Origin of the sequence: Streptomyces sp. NPDC050617, from assembly GCF_040654795.1 — a bacterium.
GTDB lineage: Bacteria > Actinomycetota > Actinomycetes > Streptomycetales > Streptomycetaceae > Streptomyces.
Genome location: NZ_JBFAIS010000001.1, coordinates 357,940 through 374,002, shown reverse-complemented (window position 1 = coordinate 374,002; position 16,063 = coordinate 357,940). Strand labels below are relative to the sequence as shown.

Below are 16,063 nucleotides of genomic sequence, written 5' to 3'. Positions count from 1 at the left end.
GGCCCAACAGAAACCATCCTGCGCGCGCCCCGTAGGCACGCCTGACTCAATTCTGCCCGTCGGAAGCTAACCGGAACGGGAAATTCCGCTGATTGTCAGATCCGACGGTAGCGGGTGAACAGAAAGCCGGCCTCCTCCATGACGGACGCGAGGACGAATCGTTCCGGCACCTCCAACCGCGGCCCGTTCATGATGCGTGGCGCCGCTCCCGCCGCCACCATCGGGGCGAGGGAGAGGCACAGTTCGTCGAGTGCCCCCGCGGCCGCGAACTGACCGAGCATTTTCGGCCCCCCTTCCGTCAGCAGCCTGGTGAGGCCGCGCTCCGCGAGCACCCGCTTGACCCGGCCCGGCTCCACCCGCGCCGAGTCCCCCGCCACGATGACCTCCGCCCCCGCCTTGCGGGCCGCCGCCACCCGGTCCGGCGCGGCCCCCGCGCCCGTCAGCACGATGGTCGGCACCAGCGGCTCCGTGAACAGCGGCAGCGCGAAGTCCAGGTCCAGGCTCGCGCTGACCACCGCGATCACCGGCGCCGGCGGCTGGCCGAGCGCCGCGCGCCGGGCCGCGAACGCCTCACGGGCGCGTGCGGGGCGGTACCCCTCCTGCCGTACGGTCTGCGCGCCCACCACCACCGCGTCGGCGAGCCCGCGCAGCGTGCCGAAGATCCGCATGTCGGCGTCCGAGGAGAGCGGCTGCGACCTGCCCTCGTGGTGGGCCGCGCCGTCCAGCGACGAGACCATGTTGGCCCGCAGCCAGCCGGTGTCCCGGTCCCCGTCCGGGCGGCCGCCCTGGCCGCCCTCCAGGGCCTCGTCGCGGTCGGTCGGATAGGCGTATACGTCCGCCAGCTCGTCCAGACCCCATTGGCGGTTGTCGAGATCGGATGTTTCGTGAGAAGCGGGGAACAGGCGTCGCATACGCGGCAGTGTGACATGGCTCGCTCACCGCGCCGAGTCCCCGGGGGGGAGCGACTAGGCTGGACGGCTGTGTCGCCCTCAACCACCTCCGAGTCCAGCACCGCCCCCGACTCGCCTCCGATAGCCGGATCGCCTGCCGACGGTGCGCCCCTCGCGCTGACCGCCCGCGCCCCGCACGTGCCCGCCGACCGGCTGGTCGCCGAGATGGTGCCGCCGCCGCGCTTCGGTTCCGCGCGCTTCGACACGTACATCCCGGACCCGAACCAGCCGAGCCAGGCCGAGGCCGTCACGGTGCTGAGCGCCTTCGCCGCCGGGCTCGGCGGCGGGGCGAGCGCGGCGGCCGGCGGCAAGAAGCGCTGGTTCCGGCGCGGCGGCGGGTCCGCCGCCCCGGCCGGCCCGCGCGGCGTGTACCTCGACGGCGGCTACGGCGTCGGCAAGACCCACCTGCTGGCGTCGCTCTGGCACGCCGCCCCGGCGGCCCCGGAGCAGAAGGCGTTCGGCACCTTCGTCGAGCTGACCAACCTGGTCGGGGCGCTCGGCTTCCAGCAGACCGTACGGACGCTGGGCGGCCACCGCCTGCTGTGCATCGACGAGTTCGAGCTCGACGACCCCGGCGACACGGTGCTCGTCTCCTCCCTGCTGAGCCGCCTCGTCGAGCAGGGCGTGGCGCTCGCCGCGACCTCCAACACCCTTCCCGGCAAGCTCGGCGAGGGCCGCTTCGCCGCCGCCGACTTCCTGCGCGAGATCCAGGGCCTGTCCGCGCACTTCCGCCCGCTGCGCATCGACGGCGAGGACTTCCGCCACCGGGGCCTGCCGCAGGCCCCGGCGCCGTACGACGACGAGACCGTCACCAAGACGGCGTACCGCACCGAGGGCGCCTCCCTCGACGACTTCCCCTCCCTCCTCGAACACCTCTCCCAGGTCCACCCGAGCCGCTACGGCGCGATGTGCGACGGCATCCGGGCCGTCTGCCTGACCGGGGTCGAGCCGGTGCCCGACGAGTCGACGGCGCTGCGGCTGGTGGTGCTCGCCGACCGGCTGTACGACCGGGAGGTGCCGGTGCTGATCTCGGGGAAGCCGTTCGACGAGCTGTTCAGCGAGGAGATGCTCAAGGGCGGCTACCGGAAGAAGTACTTCCGCGCCATCTCCCGCCTCACCGCGCTCGCCCGCGACGCCAAGGGGCTCGCGGAGGGGTAGGGGGCGGCCGGGGGGGGCGGCCGGGGTCGGGTTCACCAAGGTACGGGGAGGGCTATGTGGCGGTGTTCGAGTCCGTGTTCGTGTGCAGACGGTGCGACGCCGCGCTGACCGCGCCCGTGTCGCGGGTGGCCCTCCCCGTACACGCCCACCACTGCTACGGCCACGACCTCCTCCCCCCGCTCATGGCGCCGGGGACGTACGCCGTCGACCCGGAGCCGTACGGGCCGCCGTGGCGCCCGTGGAGCGAGATCGGGGCGGCCGAGGCGGCGGCGCGCGGTGTGTACGCGCCGGTCCACAGCCTCTCCTTCGGGGAGCCGGGCGCGATCGCCATCGCGCCGGGCGACGCGCGCGGCACCGTCCTGATACCCGAGCGGTGCGACGGCTACTGCCAGGGGCTGGACGGCCGGGACGGCCCGAATCTCGCCTGCGAGCAGTGCGGGCAGGCGGTGGCGACCCGCGTCGACGACTGCTCCCTCTGGCAGGCGGTGTGGCTCGCTCCGCAGGCCGTACGCCGCGTCCCGGCCGACGGCTCCGCTGACTCTGACGGACCCGACGGACCCGACGGCTCCGCTGGCTCTGACGACTCCGCTGACTCCGGCGGCCCCGGCGGCTCCGGCGGACCCGAAGGTCCTGCCGCCACGCCCGCCGACTGGGCGGCCCTGACGGAGGACTGGCCGGGCACCCCGCCCGTCGAACAGTGCGGAGCGTGGAACCCGCTGTGGCCGCCGGCGGTCGGGGCGGCGCTGGCCCACCTGGTGGCGGCTTCGGAGGGCGCTCCCGTGGCCGTACCGGACGGCCTCATGGCGGACATCTTCGGCCACGCGCTCGACGCGCTGCTCCCGCCGGAACGACCGGGCTCGCCCGCGAAGAGAGCGGCCCTGGCCGGCCCGAGCCTGCCTGCCCCCGGCGGCCCCTCCCCCGACATGGTGCTGGTCCCGCGACACCCGAGGACGGGCCAGGTGTGGCAGCCTCCGCAGGGCGGTGCGTACGCCGGAGCGGCTGTCGTACCGCTGGCCGCCGGCATATGGACGTACCTGTCCTTCCACCGCGCCCGCTCAACTGTCCCCGCCCCCGTTCCCGTCCCTATAACGGGCGGCCTGCCCGACGGCGTCCTCCGCGACGACCCGCCGCCCCTCCACCCCTGGAGCCCCTTCCACCCCGTCTCATCGGCCTTCCTCGACACCCTGGCCCGCCTCCCCGCCGTCCGCCGCCCCTGGCTCCGCAAGCTCTACGACCACGTCAGGGACCACCCGTACGACCGGCCGTTCTAGCGGCCCCCGTCGGCCTCAGCGGCGATCGGAAGATCAGGAACCCGCCCGGAAGATCAGGGCCCCGCCGCCGTCAGATAGCGGGTGAGCATGGCGACGAGTTCGTTCTCGAAGCGGTCGACGTCGATGGGGTCGGGGTCGGCCGCGAGCTGGTGGACGAGGAGTTCGACCGAGGTGACGACGAGGCGGGCGGCGGTCTGCTTGTCCTCGACCCGGACCTCGGGGTGGCGGTCCAGCAGCTCCCTGGTGAAAGCGATGCTCGATGCCTCGTACGCGTGCATCAGCTCCATCAGCTGGGCGGTGCGCGGGGCCTGTTCGCACAGCACCCGGAGCAGCTGGGGGTGGCCGCGGTGGTTGCTGATCGCGCCGCGGACGAACAGGCGGAGGGTGTCTTCGAGCGATTCGGGCAGCTCGCCGTCCCGGCGTTTCTGTACGAGGGCCAGCCCGGCGTCGAGGTGGGCGGCGGTCAGCTCGACGAGGATGGCGTCCTTGTTCGGGTAGTACTGGTACAGCGACCCGATCGAGATCCTGGCCCGTTCGGCGATCCGGTTGGTGGTGCCGGCGGCGTAGCCGTAGTCGGCGAAGACGTCGGCGGCAGCGCTCAGGATGCGGCGGCGCGTGAGTTCCGCGCGTACCTGCTTGGGCTGCTTGCGCGGCTGGAACCGCCGCTGGCCCGACGTCATGGCGCCCCTCGCCCCTCTCGGTGATATCCCTCGGCGGTAACGCTCCGCATCATGCGGAACAGTGCGCACCGCGCTACGTGAGTAATTACTCATAATCATGCCGTGGCCTGGCCGGGAAAGACAAAGTCCGGCCCCGGCGAAACATCACGCGCACCTGCTTCCGGCGGCGGGAGCCGCGTGCTACACACAGGCGCGTCACACTCCTGTCCGCTCGCTCCTGTCCGCCAGCAGGGAGTCGCCTCATGTCCACTACACGACGTCAGATCCTGGCCAGAACCGGTGCGCTGGGGGCGGGGATCGCCTTCGCGGGCGCCGTCCCGGAGCTGTTCGCCGGTACGGCCGCCGTGGCCCAGGACCCCCGAGGGCGCGGAGGCGCCGGTTACGGTCCGCTCGTCCCCGACCCCGACGGCCTCCTCGACCTCCCCGAGGGCTTCCGGTACCGCGTCCTGTCACGGGAGGGCGACCCGCTGCGCTCCGGCGAGGGCAAGGTGCCCAGCCACCACGACGGCATGGCCGCGTTCCCCGGCCGCGGGCGCCACGCGACCGGCCGCGACCGGCGCGTACACCTCGTGCGCAACCACGAGAACCGCCCCGCCGCCGCCCACCGCGTCCCCGCCGTGGACGGCCTCACCTACGACCCGATGGGGATGGGCGGCTGTACGGCCCTCGAACTCGACGCCGACCACCGCGTGCTGGGCGAACGCGTCGCCATCGCGGGCACCTCCACCAACTGCGCGGGCGGCCCCACCCCCTGGCACACCTGGCTGACCTGCGAGGAGAACGAGGAGAAGGCCGGGACCAACGGCTACACCAAGGACCACGGCTTCATCTTCGAAGTCGACCCCTACGACCCGCGCCGCACCGGCGCCGTACCGCTCACCGCCATGGGCCGCTTCCAGCACGAGGCCATCGCCGTCGACCCGGACAGCGGCGTCGTCTACGAGACCGAGGACGCCTTCGACCGCCCCTTCGGCCTCTTCTACCGCTTCCACCCCCACAAGCCGCTCGGCGGCCGTGGCTCCCTGCGCGCCGGGGGCAGGCTGGAGGCGATGCGCGTGCCGGGCGTGCCCGACCTGTCCGTGGTCCAGGAGCCGGGCGCCGTCTTCGACTCCGTCGAATGGGCGGCCGTACCCGACCCCCTCGCCCGCCAGACCCCCGTACGCCTCCAGGACTTCGGCCGCCGCGGCATCACCCACGCCCAGAAACTCGAAGGCTGCTACTGGGGCGGCCGGAGCGTCTACTTCGTCTCCAGCTTCGCCAAGCGCGCGAACGGCTCGGCCGCCGATCACTTCGGCCAGGTCTGGCGGTACGACCCGCACCGCCGCCGCCTCACGCTCGTCGTCGTCTTCGGCCCGCGTACGGACGTACAGCTGCCCGGCGAGTCCCCCGACAACATCACCCTCGCACCCGGCGGCGGCCTCATGGTCTGCGAGGACGGCGACGGCGCGCAGTACGTCTTCGGCGTGACCACCGGCGGCGACGTCTACCCGATGGCACGCGGGCGGCAGAACATCGGCACTCCGGACAAGCCCGAGTGGGGCGAGTTCGCCGGCGTCACCTTCTCCCCCGACCACCGCACGATGTACGTCAACGTCTACACGCCCGGCACGACGTTCGCGGTTTCGGGGCCCTGGCGGCGCTGACCGGTCGCCTACGGCCGCCGTGCACTGAGCGCGCAGGCGAGGGCCGTGGCCCCGGCGGCGAGCACGGCGGTGGCCGCCAGCGGCAGCAGGGGGATCGTCACCCGGCCGCTGGCGGAACCGGTGACAAGGCCGGTCACGGCGGCGTGCGCGGGTGAGCCGTCGACCACCAGGACCAGCATCGCGGCGACCATCGTCGTCAGCATGGTCCAGCCCGTGCCGCGCAGCAGAGGCCGGTTGCAGAGGGCGCCCACCGCCGTGCCGAGGAGCGCGCAGGCGAGCGCCGTGAGCAGCCCGGCCAGGATCGCGGGGCCGACCGGGACGTCGATCTGGCGGTCGGAACTGCGCGGATCGCTGACGATCGCGACGAACGCGGTGCCGATCGTCCCGAGGGCGACCGAGCACGTGAGCGCCGTGAGCACGCTCGCCAGGTGCACCCGGGCGGGGCTCGTCGCGGCGGCGGCCACATGGCGGGCCGCCGGTGGTTCGTTCGTCACGCAGATCCGTACGAACCACGCGGCGACGAGCAGCAGCGCGACCCCGGCCCAGCCGAACGAGTCGAGGATCGGCTGCCCGGCCTGCACCCCGATGCCCATGATCAGCACGTACAGGGTCAGCGGCGGCAGCAGGCGGTGCGAGCGGATGAGGAGCGCGGCCTGATAGCGGTACAGCGAGGTCATGTGCGGTCGGGCCTCTGGGTGTCGTCGGGACGCGGTTGCTCGTTCGGGCCGGTCGCCTGCGGAGGGCGGGTGCGCAGGGGCCGTACGGGCGTGACCTCCCGGATGTGCCAGGCGGGTCGGGCCGTCAGAAGAGCGCTCAGCACGGCGTCGGAGTGCGTCGCCGGGACGGTGAGTCCGACGGTTCCGCCGCGCTCGGGCCGGTCGTCCGGCCGCTGAGGCTGGTCCGGCTGCTGCGGCTGGTCTAGCCGCTGCGGCTGCTCTGGCCGGTTCGACCGCTCCGGCCGGTCCGACCGTTCTGGCTGCTCCGACCGTTCTGGCCGCTCCGGCTCGTAGGCGGGCGCGCCGGGCAGGTCCGGCGGGAGCGTGGCACCGGGCGGGCCCTGCGCCACGATGCGTATGCGCGGGCCGGCAGCATTGGGACCGGCCTCCTCTTCCGGGGCGGCCGTGTCCGGACGAGTCGTATCCGGACCATTTATATCCGGACCGATCGCACCCCGACCCGCCGTATTCCGACCGGTGGCGGCCGTCGGCTCTGCTGCGGCCGTCGGCTCTGCTGCGGCTGTCGGCTCCGCGGCGGTCACCCGCCCATCGGCCGCCACCCGGTACACGGCGTCGGCCGCGCCCGCCAGCCGCCGCGGGTCGTGGTCGACGAAGACGACGGCGCCGCCCTCGGCGACCCGGTCGCGCACGGCCCCGTCGAGGATGTCCCGGGCCGCGTGGTCGAGGCCGGTCCACGCCTCGTCGAGGACGAGGAGTTCGGGCGCGGCGAGCAGGGCCTGGGCCACGGCGACCTTCTGGCTGGTGCCCTTGGAGAGCTCGGCCAGGGGCGTACGGGCATGGGATCCGGCGCCGAACCGCTCCAGCCAGTCGGCGGCCGCGCGCTTGGCCGCGGCCCGGTCCAGGCCGTGTACGCGGCCGATCATGGCCAGATAGCCGGCTGTGGGGAAGGGGAGCGCCGGAGGGAAGCGTTCGGGGACGTAGGCGGTGCGCGGGCTGCCGGTGATGCGACCGGCGGTGGGCGCGTCGATGCCCGCGAGCAGGCGCAGCAGGGTGGATTTGCCGGTGCCATTGGCGCCTTCGACGCGCAGCAGGGAGCGCGGCGGCACGTCGAGGTCGACGCCGCGCAGCACCCAGGGGCCGCGGAGTCCGTAGCGTCGGCCGACGCCGCGCAGTTCCATGCCGCCGCTCACGCGCCCGTACCGTCCGTACCGTCCGTACCGCTCATGTCACCTATGCAGCCCGTACCGTCCATGCCGGTTGACGGTAGCCGATTCGATCAGTTGCTCGTCTTCTCCGGCTTGGCCTCGCTGGGCCGTACGATCACGAACCCCTCCCCCGACAGCATGAGCTGGACCGCCTCGCCCGACCCGCCGCGCAGCATGGAGCCGAGGCTCTGGGAGCGGTGCAGGGAGGTCTGGAGGCGGTCGCTCCAGCCGACGACGGCGTCGGTGTCGACGTACACGGGGGCGTGCTGGCTGACGGGGATGACGATGGGGTTGCCCTCGCAGATGATGCCGAGCTTGCCGTGGCCGGTGAAGACGGAGTTGAACAGGCCGCCGCCGGTGATGCCCGCGCCCTTCACGACCGATATCTCGTAGGAGAGCGTGGGGTCGAAGCACAGGATGTTGCGGCCGTTGACGGTGAGGCCGTCGCCGGGGGCGAGGTCGACGATGAAGCAGTTGGCGGCCTCGTGCGCGAACCAGACCTCGCCCTGGCCGCGGACCGCCATGAGGGCCAGCCCCTCGCCGGTCACGGCGCGCTTGAGGAACTTGCCGACGCCCTGGCCCTGCTTCTCGAACTGGAGGTCCCCGCGGAACGCGATCATCGAGCCCTGGCGTGCGTAGCACTCGCCCTGGACGGTGTACTTGATCGACTTTGCGTTCTGTACGGTCATGCCGGGCGCGGTCGCGGGCTGCGCCATGTGTTCGGCGGCGAAGAGGTCACTGTGCATGGCCAATGATCACCCGGAACGGATGCGTCCGCCAAGGGTGCGCGGGGCGGCCGGCAGAGGTGGGGGGCGGCTGGCAGAGGTGCGCTGGAACAGCCGACGGAGGCCCGCGGAGGCGGTCGGTATAGGTGAGCGGCGGGGGCGGCCGGTAATGGTGTGCGGGGGGGCGGCTGGCAGACTGGGCGGATGACCAGTTCCAGCGCCGCGACCAGTCCGTTCCAACACGAGGAGACGGACCGGGACGCCGCGCCCGAGTACGTACTGCCGCTCGTCGTCCGGATCGAGAAGTCCGCGCCCCCGGCCCGTACGGACGCCCTGGAGACGGCGGCGCGCGCGGTGCTCACGCTGCTCTCGGACGAGCGCGCGACGGCTGACGACGGCGAGTGGGCGCAGGCCGTACGGGACTGGCAGGACGCCCGCATCCGCAAGGTGGTGCGCCGGGCGCGCGGCGCGGAGTGGCGGCGCGCGGAGGCCCTGCCCGGCATCACGGTCCGGGGCCGCGCCGCCGAGGTCCGCGTCTACCCGCCCGTACCGCTGGACGGCTGGCCCAAGGAGTTGGTCAAGCTCCAGGTCTCGGGCACGGACCTCGACGACCCGGAGCCCCCGCCCGCCGTCGGTCCCGAGGGCCCGGTGCTGTGGCTCAGCCCGGAACTCGACATGTCGGCGGGCAAGGCCATGGCCCAGGCGGGCCACGGCGCCCAGCTCGCCTGGTGGGAGCTGGACGCCGAGGAGCGCGCCGCCTGGCGCGAGGCGGGGTTCGCGCTGTCCGTACGGAGGGCGGAGCCGCGCGCGTGGGCGGAACTGACCGGCGGCGGGCTGCCGTTGGTCCGCGACGCCGGGTTCACCGAGATCGCTCCGGGTTCCTGCACGGTGGTGGCGGACCATCCGGCGCTGCGGGGCCGGTAGTCGACCGTTCTCGGGTGGTCGACTGATACTGCGTCAGGTGAGGCGTCGCCATGCCTCTTGGTGACGGGGTATCAGGTGGTCACCGTGGCGACGGGGTCGACGTTGTAGGTCCGCGCATAGCCGTTCTCGGTGCCGACGAGGAGTTCCACGACCTCGAAGTAGCGGTCCCAGAAGGGGGTTTCGCGCAGCGCGTCGATCAGGAGCTGGTAGGCGTTGTGGTCGTCGGCCTCCCAGACCCAGACGTCGGTGACGCGGGTGGAGTAGAACTCCGTGTCGTAGAAGCGCGAACGGACGCCGGTGGTCCTGGCCTTGACCACGGACATGACCTCGGTGGTGAGGGCGTGCACCCGCTCCTCGGGGGTCATGGCGAGCCACTCGGGCATGGTCTTGATGAGCATGAAAGCGGTGACGGGGGTCGCGGCCTGTTCGGCGGACATGACGGGTGCCTCCTGGGGGGGGAATCGGAACGGCGTGGGGATCGGTATGACTTCATCCTGCTGAGGGGCACCGGGTTGCCACAATAGGAACATCAGCAACGGATCATTGCCTGAAATGGAATTATGCTGGTGAACAGCTCAAGCGGCCCGCACAGCTCGAAGAACGGCCTGACGGGCAGCGCGAAGGACAGCGCAAAGGCCGGCCGGAAGAACGGACCGGGGAACGGCGCGGGGAAGACCTCGGAAAGCGGGCCGGCGCCGGGCATGGACGCCAATCTCGCCGTCGCCCTGCACGCCCTGCTGGCCGAGGAGAGCGTCACCCGCGCCGCCGCGCGGCTGCACACGTCCCCCGCCGCCATGAGCCGCACGCTGGCCCGGCTCCGTCGCGTCCTCCAGGACCCCTTGCTGGTACGGGCCGGTCAGAGCATGGTGCCCACGCCGCGCGCCCAGGCCCTGCGCGACGAAGCCGCGGCGGTGGTGCGCGGCCTCGGCGCGCTGCTCAGCCCCGGAACCGGCGTCGACCCGGCGACGCTGCGCAGCACCTTCACCGTTCAGGCCGCCGACCTGATCGGCGCGGCACTGGCTCCCGCGCTGCTGGAACTGGTCCGGCGGGAGGCGCCGGGAGTTTCGCTGCGGTTCCGGGCCGAAGACCTGGAGGCCGGGCAGGCACTGCGGGACGGGCGGATCGACCTGGAGGCCGGTTCCATCGACCATGTCGACCCGGAGACGCGGGTCGAGGAGCTGGTCACGCTCCGGATGGCGGCGGCCGTCCGCCCCGGCCACCCCCTCACCGAGAAGCCCCTCACCGCGGCCCGGCTGGCCGCGGCCGAGCACGTCGCGGTCAGCCGCCGCGGCCGGTTCACCGGCCCGCTGGACACCGCTCTCGCCGAGCACGACCTGCGCCGGCGGGTCACCGTCGTCCTCCCCAGCCACCTGGCCGCGATGGCCCTGGCCGCCAGCAGCGATGTTGTCTGCCTCCTCCCCACCGTCGTCCCCGGCGCCGCCCCCTCCCCCCTCACCGACATCGCCGCCACCTTCAACCTGCGCCTCCTGGAAATCCCGCTGCCGCTGCCGCCCGTCACCATCGGCATGGCCTGGCACCCCCGCCACGCCGCCGACGGCGCCCACCACTGGCTCCGCGACGCGGTACGGCGGGTGCTCCGCGATCGGAGCGACACCCCCAATCCGTAGAACAGGTGGCCGAATAACTCCCACGGGTCCCCGCCCGCGTCTCCGCCGGGCGTCCGGTGGGTAGTTCTCAACCGATCAACCGATCAAGGTGAACGGACGCTCACCACTGGATCGACGAACGCCCGCTCTGCGGCGTCGGGACGGGGCAGCGGATGGACCCACACGCGAACGTGATCGGCGGCTCGACCCAGCTCAACGGACCCACGGTGCAGGCGCGTCAGATCAGCGGCGGCATCCATCTGCACGGTGCGTCACCCCCGCGTCCACCAGTGCCGCGCCAACTGCTGCCCGTATCACCTCACTTCACCGACCGGACCGCCGACATGGCGGCCCTGGGCGCGGTCTACGCGCGATGCGCGGCGGCGTCGGCTCCGCTGATCGTGGTCAGCGGTCCCGCCGGAGTCGGCAAGACGGCCCTGGTGTCGGCCTGGCTGCGCAGGACGGCCGGGGACTTCCCGGACGGCCAGCTGTACGCGGACCTGCGGGGGCACGCGCCGGAGGGCGCGGCCTCCCCCGGCGAGATACTCGGCCAATTTCTCCGCGCTCTCGGCGTGCCGCAGATCCCCGCTGACCTGGCAGAACAGACGGCGCTGTGGCGATCGGTCACGGCCGGACTGCGGATCGCGGTGATGCTGGACAACGCGTTCACCGCCGCCCAGGCCCGGCCGCTGCTGCCCGGCGCCGAGGGCAACCTCACCGTGGTCACCAGCCGCTGGCGGCTGACCGGGCTGCGCACCGACGGCGCCCACTTCCACCAGCTCGGACTGCTCGACCCGAGCACCGCGCGCGAGCTGCTGGTCCGCGGAGTCGGCGCGGACCGGATCGAGAACGAATCCGCGGCGGCGCTCAAAGTGGTGTCGCTCTGCGCCGGGCTGCCGCTCGCCGTGTGCCTGGCGTCCGCCCGGCTCGCCGCCCGGCCCCGGCAGCCGGTACGCGCGATGGCCGACGCCCTGGCCCGGGACCGGCGCCGACTCGCCGTACTGACCATCGAAGGAGAACCCGCCGTGCAGAGCGCACTGGACGAGTCGTACGCGGTACTCGACGCGGCCGCCGCACGCCTCTACCGCCTGCTGGGGCTGCTGCCCGTCCTCGACTTCGGCGCCCATGCCGCCGCCGCGGCCTGCGCCGTGCCGCTGCCGGAGGCCGAGCGGCTGCTGGACGCCCTGGTCGAGGCCAATCTCATCGAGGACATCGCCCTCGACACCCACCGCTTCCACGACCTCGTACGGCTGCACGCCCGCGGGTGCGGGGAGCGGGACGAGAGCGAGGCCGCCTGCGGCGAGGCGCTGCGCCGGGTCGCCGACTGGTACCTGGCGACGGCCACGGAGGCGCAGCGGCTCCTGACGCCGATTCAGCTCACCCTGGAGCGCGACTACGCCTATCCGTCCGAGCTGTCACCGCCCTTCTCCACGGACAGCGAGCCTGCCGCTGAATCCGCGTCCGTTCCCACCGATGCCCCCTTCGCGGAGACGGAAGCGCTCGCCTGGCTGGAGGCCCAGCGGCTCAATCTGATGGCCGTCCTACGCTCCGCCGCCGACCGGGGCTGGCACTCCACAGCCTGGCAACTCGTCGACGCCATGTGGCCGTTGTTCCTGCGCCGCCGCCACTACGACCTGTGGTCCGAAGCCCACATCATCGGACTGGCCGCGGCCCGCGCCGCCGGGAACGGTGCAGCCGAGCGCCAGATGCTCAACTCCGGGGCCATCGGACTGAGCGCTGCGCACCGGCTCGATGACGCGATCGAGTGGTACGGCTCCTCGCTCGAAGCCGCCCGCGCGGCGGGCGACATCCGGGACGAGGGGCAGGCGTTGCTCGGCCTCGGGGCCTGTCACCGTGACGCCGGACGCCTGGAACAGGCCGTGCCGTATCTGGAAGAGGCCATCACCGCCTGGGAAGGCGCGGGTTACCACCGCGGCACGGCACTCGCCCGGATGGTCCTCGGGGAGATCGCACTGGAGAGGGACGAAGCCGGCCGGGCCGTCGAGCACTTCGTCTGGGCGCACGCCGTACTGGTCGGGGTCGAGGGTCCGTACGACGTCGCGCGTGCCCTGGCCTTCCTGGGCCGCGCGCGGGCCCGCGCCGGCGCGCACGAAGAGGGATTGGACCAACTCGGCCAAGCCCTCTCGGTGTTCGAGGCGACGGGCTCTGTCCACTGGCAGGCCCGGACCCTGGAGATGCTCGGCGACTGCGCGCGGGAACGGGCGATCGACGCCGACGATTCCGGCGAACACGCCGCCGCTGCCAGGAGGTTCTACGAGCAGGCGCTGCCCCTCTACGATCACCTCAGCCCGGACGACGCGGCTCGACTGCGGAGCCGTCTGGAGCAGTCGGAGACGAACGCGCCCGGCGGGTGAGCCGCACGCCCCTTCCGTTACCCGATGGGCGTCATGCGGGCGGCGGTCAGCTCATGCAACGGACGACCGGCCGCCCGCCAGGCGTGCAGACAGGACGCGAACATCCCCGTATCCGCCGGGCCCACGCCCGTAGCGCGGCAGCCATGCCCGTACAGTGCGGACCCCACCCCGGCGATCACGGAGCCGGGGCCGACTCGATCCCCGGCCGCCCAACTGCTGTCGCGATAAGGCCCATCGACCGGGGCAGCCGCTACGCAGCACCCCGGGCTGTCGACCAGCATGCGCCGTACCCGCGCCGCCGCGAGGGCGGCGCGGCGCGGCCGGCTGCCGTACAGGACGTCCGCGCACTCCAGCAGCCGCCGAGCCGGACGGGCGTCGACATCCACGGCGAGGTGTTCGTCGAGGACGGCGAACGGGCCCGCGAACGCGCGACCGCACACCCCGTCCACGGCACGGGCCAGCACCGCGTACGTCCCCGACGGCGCGTCGATGCGCAGACCGAGAGCCGGGGAGCCGGCCATGGCACGCGCCATCCCCTCCAGCACGACCCGCTCCCCCTCGCGCCCGACGTGCCCGGCGTGCCCCGCCGACCGTGCGAGCTGCACAAGGTCCACGAGCTCCACCGCCACCAGGCGGTGCCCGCCGTACCCGAGCGGCGTTGCGTACACCGTCGCCGCCGTCATGCCGGCACCTGCGCGCCCCCGGCGTCCGGCGGCCCCAGCGGCGGCGGCACGGGCAGCGGCCGGGGCACGGGCTCGTGCGCGGGCTGGCCGAGGCCGAGCACCCGGTACATCAGCCTGCGCATGTTCCGGTTGAATCTGCCGGGTTCGGAGGTGATGCGGGCGGCAATGGGTTCGTAGTCCTCCCGGTGGTACTCGGCCGCGGCGTAGGCGAGTTGGCCCGGAAGCGGGTGAGCGGGAGAGAGCGCAGGGGCCGTGACGGCGAGGGCGGCGGCGGGCGAGTCGGGGTTGATCTCCTGTTCCGGGGAGGCCGCGAGGAGGATCGGAGCGCCGGTCAGGGTCCCGTACAAGGTGACCGAGCCGTGGTCCCCGATGATCCAGTCGGCCGCGATCAGCACGGCCCGCCAGTCCGCCTCCGGGGGCACGATCCCGATGCCGAGGTGTTCGCACCGCGCCAGCCAGGCACGTACCTGCCACGGGCCGTGCCCCGACCAGACGTTGGGGTGCACGAGAAGCGCCATCCGGTGCTCCTCGCTCCGCGCCGCCTCGCCCATCAGCAGCGGCAGAAGCGTCTCCATACGGTCGAACAACGACCGCGGGCCCCAGGTGGACGTGACCGCGATCAGCTTCTGGCCGTCCCGCAGGCCGAGCGCCCGGCGGTAGGTCTCCCGCAGCGGCAGGCTGGCCACGATCCGGTCGTACGCGGGGTCCCCGACCACGGCAGCGGAGGGCAACGCCTCCGGGCAAGAGCGGGCGAGTTCGCGGAGGTCGTCACGGTGCGGTACGACGACCTCCGCGGGCAGGTCCGCGCCGCCCGGCACGATATCCGGCCGGCCGAGCCCCAGGGCGTACGAGCCGGGGACGCCGACGAGGCGCTTGAGGTAGTTGGCGCCATGCGGCAGCGTGATCACCGGAGCGCGCACCTCCGCCACTCCCCGGGGTCCCGCCGTCAGCGCGAGGTCGAAGTCCGCCCGTACGGCCTCGTCCCACGGGAGCACGGCGCTGCCCAGCCCCCGCAGGAATCGCGCGACGCCGTCGCCGAACTCGTGCGGCGGCGCGGTGAACACCACCTGGACGCGGAAGTCCGCCTCCAGCAGCGCGACCACGTCGCGCAGCCTCTTCCCGTACGTCACCGTGTGCACGATGACCAGCACGCGCTTGCGCCCTGTCAGCGTCAGCCACTGCCGGGCGTGGCCCTCGCCGTGGTCTTCGTGGCTTTCGCCGTCGGTTCCGCCGTGGTTCTCGAACGCGGTGATTGCTGTCATGACACCCCCCAGGTCTGCTCGGATCACGGATCCGCTCGGATCACGGATCTGCTCGGATCGCTCCAGCGCCGCCGCCGGGAACGAGCGGCGGCTTCAAAGGGATGCCCGGGGGCGCGTGCGGAAGCCTTGGCGAACCCTTGGAGAAACCTTGCAGAGTGTCGAATGCCCTCGATTTCCGCCGAAGGATTCCGCTGTCCCAGGCTTCGGATCGGCCCACGACGCCGGGTGCCGCGCGGACTCACCACGCGGCGAATGCGAGTGCCGCGCCGCCTCGTTCGCAAAGTCAGCCGTGTTCCGCCCCGCGCCGGGAATTGCGCCGCCACAGGGTGAGCAGGGCGGCCGAACCGGTGGGCGCCGGGCGTGCCGGGCAGATGTCGAAATGGCTGATGCGGCAGGTGTCCGAAGGGACGGTGGAGCCGAGATTGACGGCTGTGCCGTCACCGGCGATGCGCCAGCGCTTGCCCGCGGGGATGACGGTCAGCGGCCACGCGCCGGGCTCCATGAGGATCCAGCGGCCGCGCACCGTGCGGTGCCAGGCGGCCGCGCCGCCGCAGCGGTTGCAGGCCGTACGGGCGCGGGGTCCGCCGGCCATGGGGACGGGGGTCGCGGTCCGTGCTGCGCGCGCGATGACGTCCAGGACGGCCGGCAGGGTATCCGCCAGCCTCACCGGGTCCCGGCTGGGCCCGCACTCTTCATCACGATGGCCAGAGAACATCGGCTCCCCACCAATCGGCCCGCGCCAACAGGTCTTTCTCACGGATGACTTGTCCGACTCGCTGACGTGACAGATCTTTCCAGCAATAGGCGTTGTATGCGCGTCTCTTGTGCAAAGCCCCGCTGAACTCCGGAATCCCGCGGCCGGGGCTTTTGGCCGTCGCCCCCGGCGGTGGCACACTCGGGAAC

The 16,063-nt window shown here is 72.9% G+C and carries 15 protein-coding genes; 6 read left to right on the top strand and 9 right to left on the bottom strand.

Features of this window, described 5'->3' with window-relative positions; all coding sequences use genetic code 11:
* Nucleotides 1-95 precede the first annotated feature (95 nt).
* A complete protein-coding gene (locus AB0I49_RS01575) occupies nt 96-911 on the bottom strand; it encodes a pyrimidine reductase family protein (RefSeq protein ID WP_363224702.1) in 816 nt (271 codons plus the stop codon).
* 120 nt (nt 912-1,031) lie between these two features.
* Between AB0I49_RS01575 and zapE the strand changes: the two genes are divergently transcribed.
* Both zapE and AB0I49_RS01565 read left to right on the top strand, forming a co-directional pair.
* On the top strand, nt 1,032-2,108 hold the full coding sequence (gene zapE / locus AB0I49_RS01570; protein ID WP_363224958.1) for a cell division protein ZapE: 1,077 nt from the start codon (nt 1,032-1,034) through the stop codon (nt 2,106-2,108).
* A gap of 56 nt (nt 2,109-2,164) precedes the next feature.
* On the top strand, nt 2,165-3,379 hold the full coding sequence (locus AB0I49_RS01565) for a hypothetical protein (RefSeq protein ID WP_363224701.1): 1,215 nt from the start codon (nt 2,165-2,167) through the stop codon (nt 3,377-3,379).
* Between the two features lie 53 nt (nt 3,380-3,432).
* Here AB0I49_RS01565 and AB0I49_RS01560 read toward each other — a convergent pair whose 3' ends face one another.
* A complete protein-coding gene (locus tag AB0I49_RS01560) occupies nt 3,433-4,059 on the bottom strand; it encodes a TetR/AcrR family transcriptional regulator (RefSeq protein WP_363224700.1) in 627 nt (208 codons plus the stop codon).
* 242 nt (nt 4,060-4,301) lie between these two features.
* On the opposite strand from AB0I49_RS01560, the gene AB0I49_RS01555 reads away from it, so the two are divergent.
* A complete protein-coding gene (locus AB0I49_RS01555) occupies nt 4,302-5,702 on the top strand; it encodes an alkaline phosphatase PhoX (RefSeq protein ID WP_363224699.1) in 1,401 nt (466 codons plus the stop codon).
* Between the two features lie 8 nt (nt 5,703-5,710).
* Here AB0I49_RS01555 and AB0I49_RS01550 read toward each other — a convergent pair whose 3' ends face one another.
* From AB0I49_RS01550 to AB0I49_RS01540, 3 genes are all read right to left on the bottom strand, one after another.
* Nucleotides 5,711-6,379 carry an ABC transporter gene (locus AB0I49_RS01550; protein ID WP_363224698.1) on the bottom strand — a complete coding sequence of 223 codons (669 nt, stop codon included), beginning with the start codon at nt 6,377-6,379 and terminating at the stop codon, nt 5,711-5,713.
* Entirely contained in the window at nt 6,376-7,569 is a 1,194-nt protein-coding gene (locus AB0I49_RS01545) for an ATP-binding cassette domain-containing protein (RefSeq protein WP_363224697.1), read from the bottom strand. Before AB0I49_RS01545 ends, AB0I49_RS01550 begins: the two co-directional genes overlap by 4 nt.
* 86 nt (nt 7,570-7,655) lie before the next feature.
* Nucleotides 7,656-8,330, bottom strand: coding sequence for an AIM24 family protein (locus tag AB0I49_RS01540; RefSeq protein ID WP_363224696.1), 675 nt, complete (start codon nt 8,328-8,330; stop codon nt 7,656-7,658).
* 183 nt (nt 8,331-8,513) lie between these two features.
* On the opposite strand from AB0I49_RS01540, the gene AB0I49_RS01535 reads away from it, so the two are divergent.
* The gene (locus tag AB0I49_RS01535; protein ID WP_363224694.1) at nt 8,514-9,233 is read left to right on the top strand and encodes a peptidyl-tRNA hydrolase; all 720 of its coding nucleotides are present in this window, start codon (nt 8,514-8,516) and stop codon (nt 9,231-9,233) included.
* Nucleotides 9,234-9,304: 71 nt separating this feature from the next.
* Here the strand turns inward: AB0I49_RS01535 and AB0I49_RS01530 are convergent, their stop codons facing one another.
* Nucleotides 9,305-9,670, bottom strand: coding sequence for a darcynin family protein (locus AB0I49_RS01530; protein ID WP_363224693.1), 366 nt, complete (start codon nt 9,668-9,670; stop codon nt 9,305-9,307).
* Nucleotides 9,671-9,934: 264 nt separating this feature from the next.
* Here AB0I49_RS01530 and AB0I49_RS01525 point away from each other — a divergent pair, with 264 nt between their 5' ends.
* Both AB0I49_RS01525 and AB0I49_RS01520 read left to right on the top strand, forming a co-directional pair.
* Nucleotides 9,935-10,861 carry a LysR family transcriptional regulator gene (locus AB0I49_RS01525; protein ID WP_363224957.1) on the top strand — a complete coding sequence of 309 codons (927 nt, stop codon included), beginning with the start codon at nt 9,935-9,937 and terminating at the stop codon, nt 10,859-10,861.
* Between the two features lie 152 nt (nt 10,862-11,013).
* Nucleotides 11,014-13,215, top strand: a complete 2,202-nt coding sequence (locus tag AB0I49_RS01520) for a tetratricopeptide repeat protein (RefSeq protein ID WP_363224692.1) — start codon at nt 11,014-11,016, stop codon at nt 13,213-13,215.
* Nucleotides 13,216-13,232: 17 nt separating this feature from the next.
* Here the strand turns inward: AB0I49_RS01520 and AB0I49_RS01515 are convergent, their stop codons facing one another.
* The 3 genes from AB0I49_RS01515 to AB0I49_RS01505 form a co-directional block, all read right to left on the bottom strand.
* Nucleotides 13,233-13,898: a hypothetical protein gene (locus AB0I49_RS01515; protein ID WP_363224691.1), complete on the bottom strand. Its 666-nt coding sequence runs from the start codon at nt 13,896-13,898 to the stop codon at nt 13,233-13,235.
* The gene (locus tag AB0I49_RS01510) at nt 13,895-15,160 is read right to left on the bottom strand and encodes a hypothetical protein (protein WP_363224690.1); all 1,266 of its coding nucleotides are present in this window, start codon (nt 15,158-15,160) and stop codon (nt 13,895-13,897) included. Before AB0I49_RS01510 ends, AB0I49_RS01515 begins: the two co-directional genes overlap by 4 nt.
* A gap of 283 nt (nt 15,161-15,443) precedes the next feature.
* Entirely contained in the window at nt 15,444-15,827 is a 384-nt protein-coding gene (locus AB0I49_RS01505) for a DUF6083 domain-containing protein (protein ID WP_363224689.1), read from the bottom strand.
* Between the last annotated feature and the right edge of the window lie 236 nt (nt 15,828-16,063).

What these genes read in the sequence shown, in the direction of transcription:
- AB0I49_RS01535 (WP_363224694.1), top strand. Translation starts at nt 8,514, where the DNA reads ATGACCAGTTCCAGCGCCGCGACCAGTCCGTTCCAACACGAGGAGACG.
- AB0I49_RS01530 (WP_363224693.1), bottom strand. Translation starts at nt 9,670, where the DNA reads ATGTCCGCCGAACAGGCCGCGACCCCCGTCACCGCTTTCATGCTCATC.
- AB0I49_RS01515 (WP_363224691.1), bottom strand. Translation starts at nt 13,898, where the DNA reads ATGACGGCGGCGACGGTGTACGCAACGCCGCTCGGGTACGGCGGGCAC.
- AB0I49_RS01520 (WP_363224692.1), top strand. Translation starts at nt 11,014, where the DNA reads ATGGACCCACACGCGAACGTGATCGGCGGCTCGACCCAGCTCAACGGA.
- AB0I49_RS01540 (WP_363224696.1), bottom strand. Translation starts at nt 8,330, where the DNA reads ATGCACAGTGACCTCTTCGCCGCCGAACACATGGCGCAGCCCGCGACC.
- AB0I49_RS01525 (WP_363224957.1), top strand. Translation starts at nt 9,935, where the DNA reads ATGGACGCCAATCTCGCCGTCGCCCTGCACGCCCTGCTGGCCGAGGAG.
- AB0I49_RS01550 (WP_363224698.1), bottom strand. Translation starts at nt 6,379, where the DNA reads ATGACCTCGCTGTACCGCTATCAGGCCGCGCTCCTCATCCGCTCGCAC.
- AB0I49_RS01560 (WP_363224700.1), bottom strand. Translation starts at nt 4,059, where the DNA reads ATGACGTCGGGCCAGCGGCGGTTCCAGCCGCGCAAGCAGCCCAAGCAG.
- AB0I49_RS01510 (WP_363224690.1), bottom strand. Translation starts at nt 15,160, where the DNA reads ATGACAGCAATCACCGCGTTCGAGAACCACGGCGGAACCGACGGCGAA.
- AB0I49_RS01575 (WP_363224702.1), bottom strand. Translation starts at nt 911, where the DNA reads ATGCGACGCCTGTTCCCCGCTTCTCACGAAACATCCGATCTCGACAAC.
- AB0I49_RS01555 (WP_363224699.1), top strand. Translation starts at nt 4,302, where the DNA reads ATGTCCACTACACGACGTCAGATCCTGGCCAGAACCGGTGCGCTGGGG.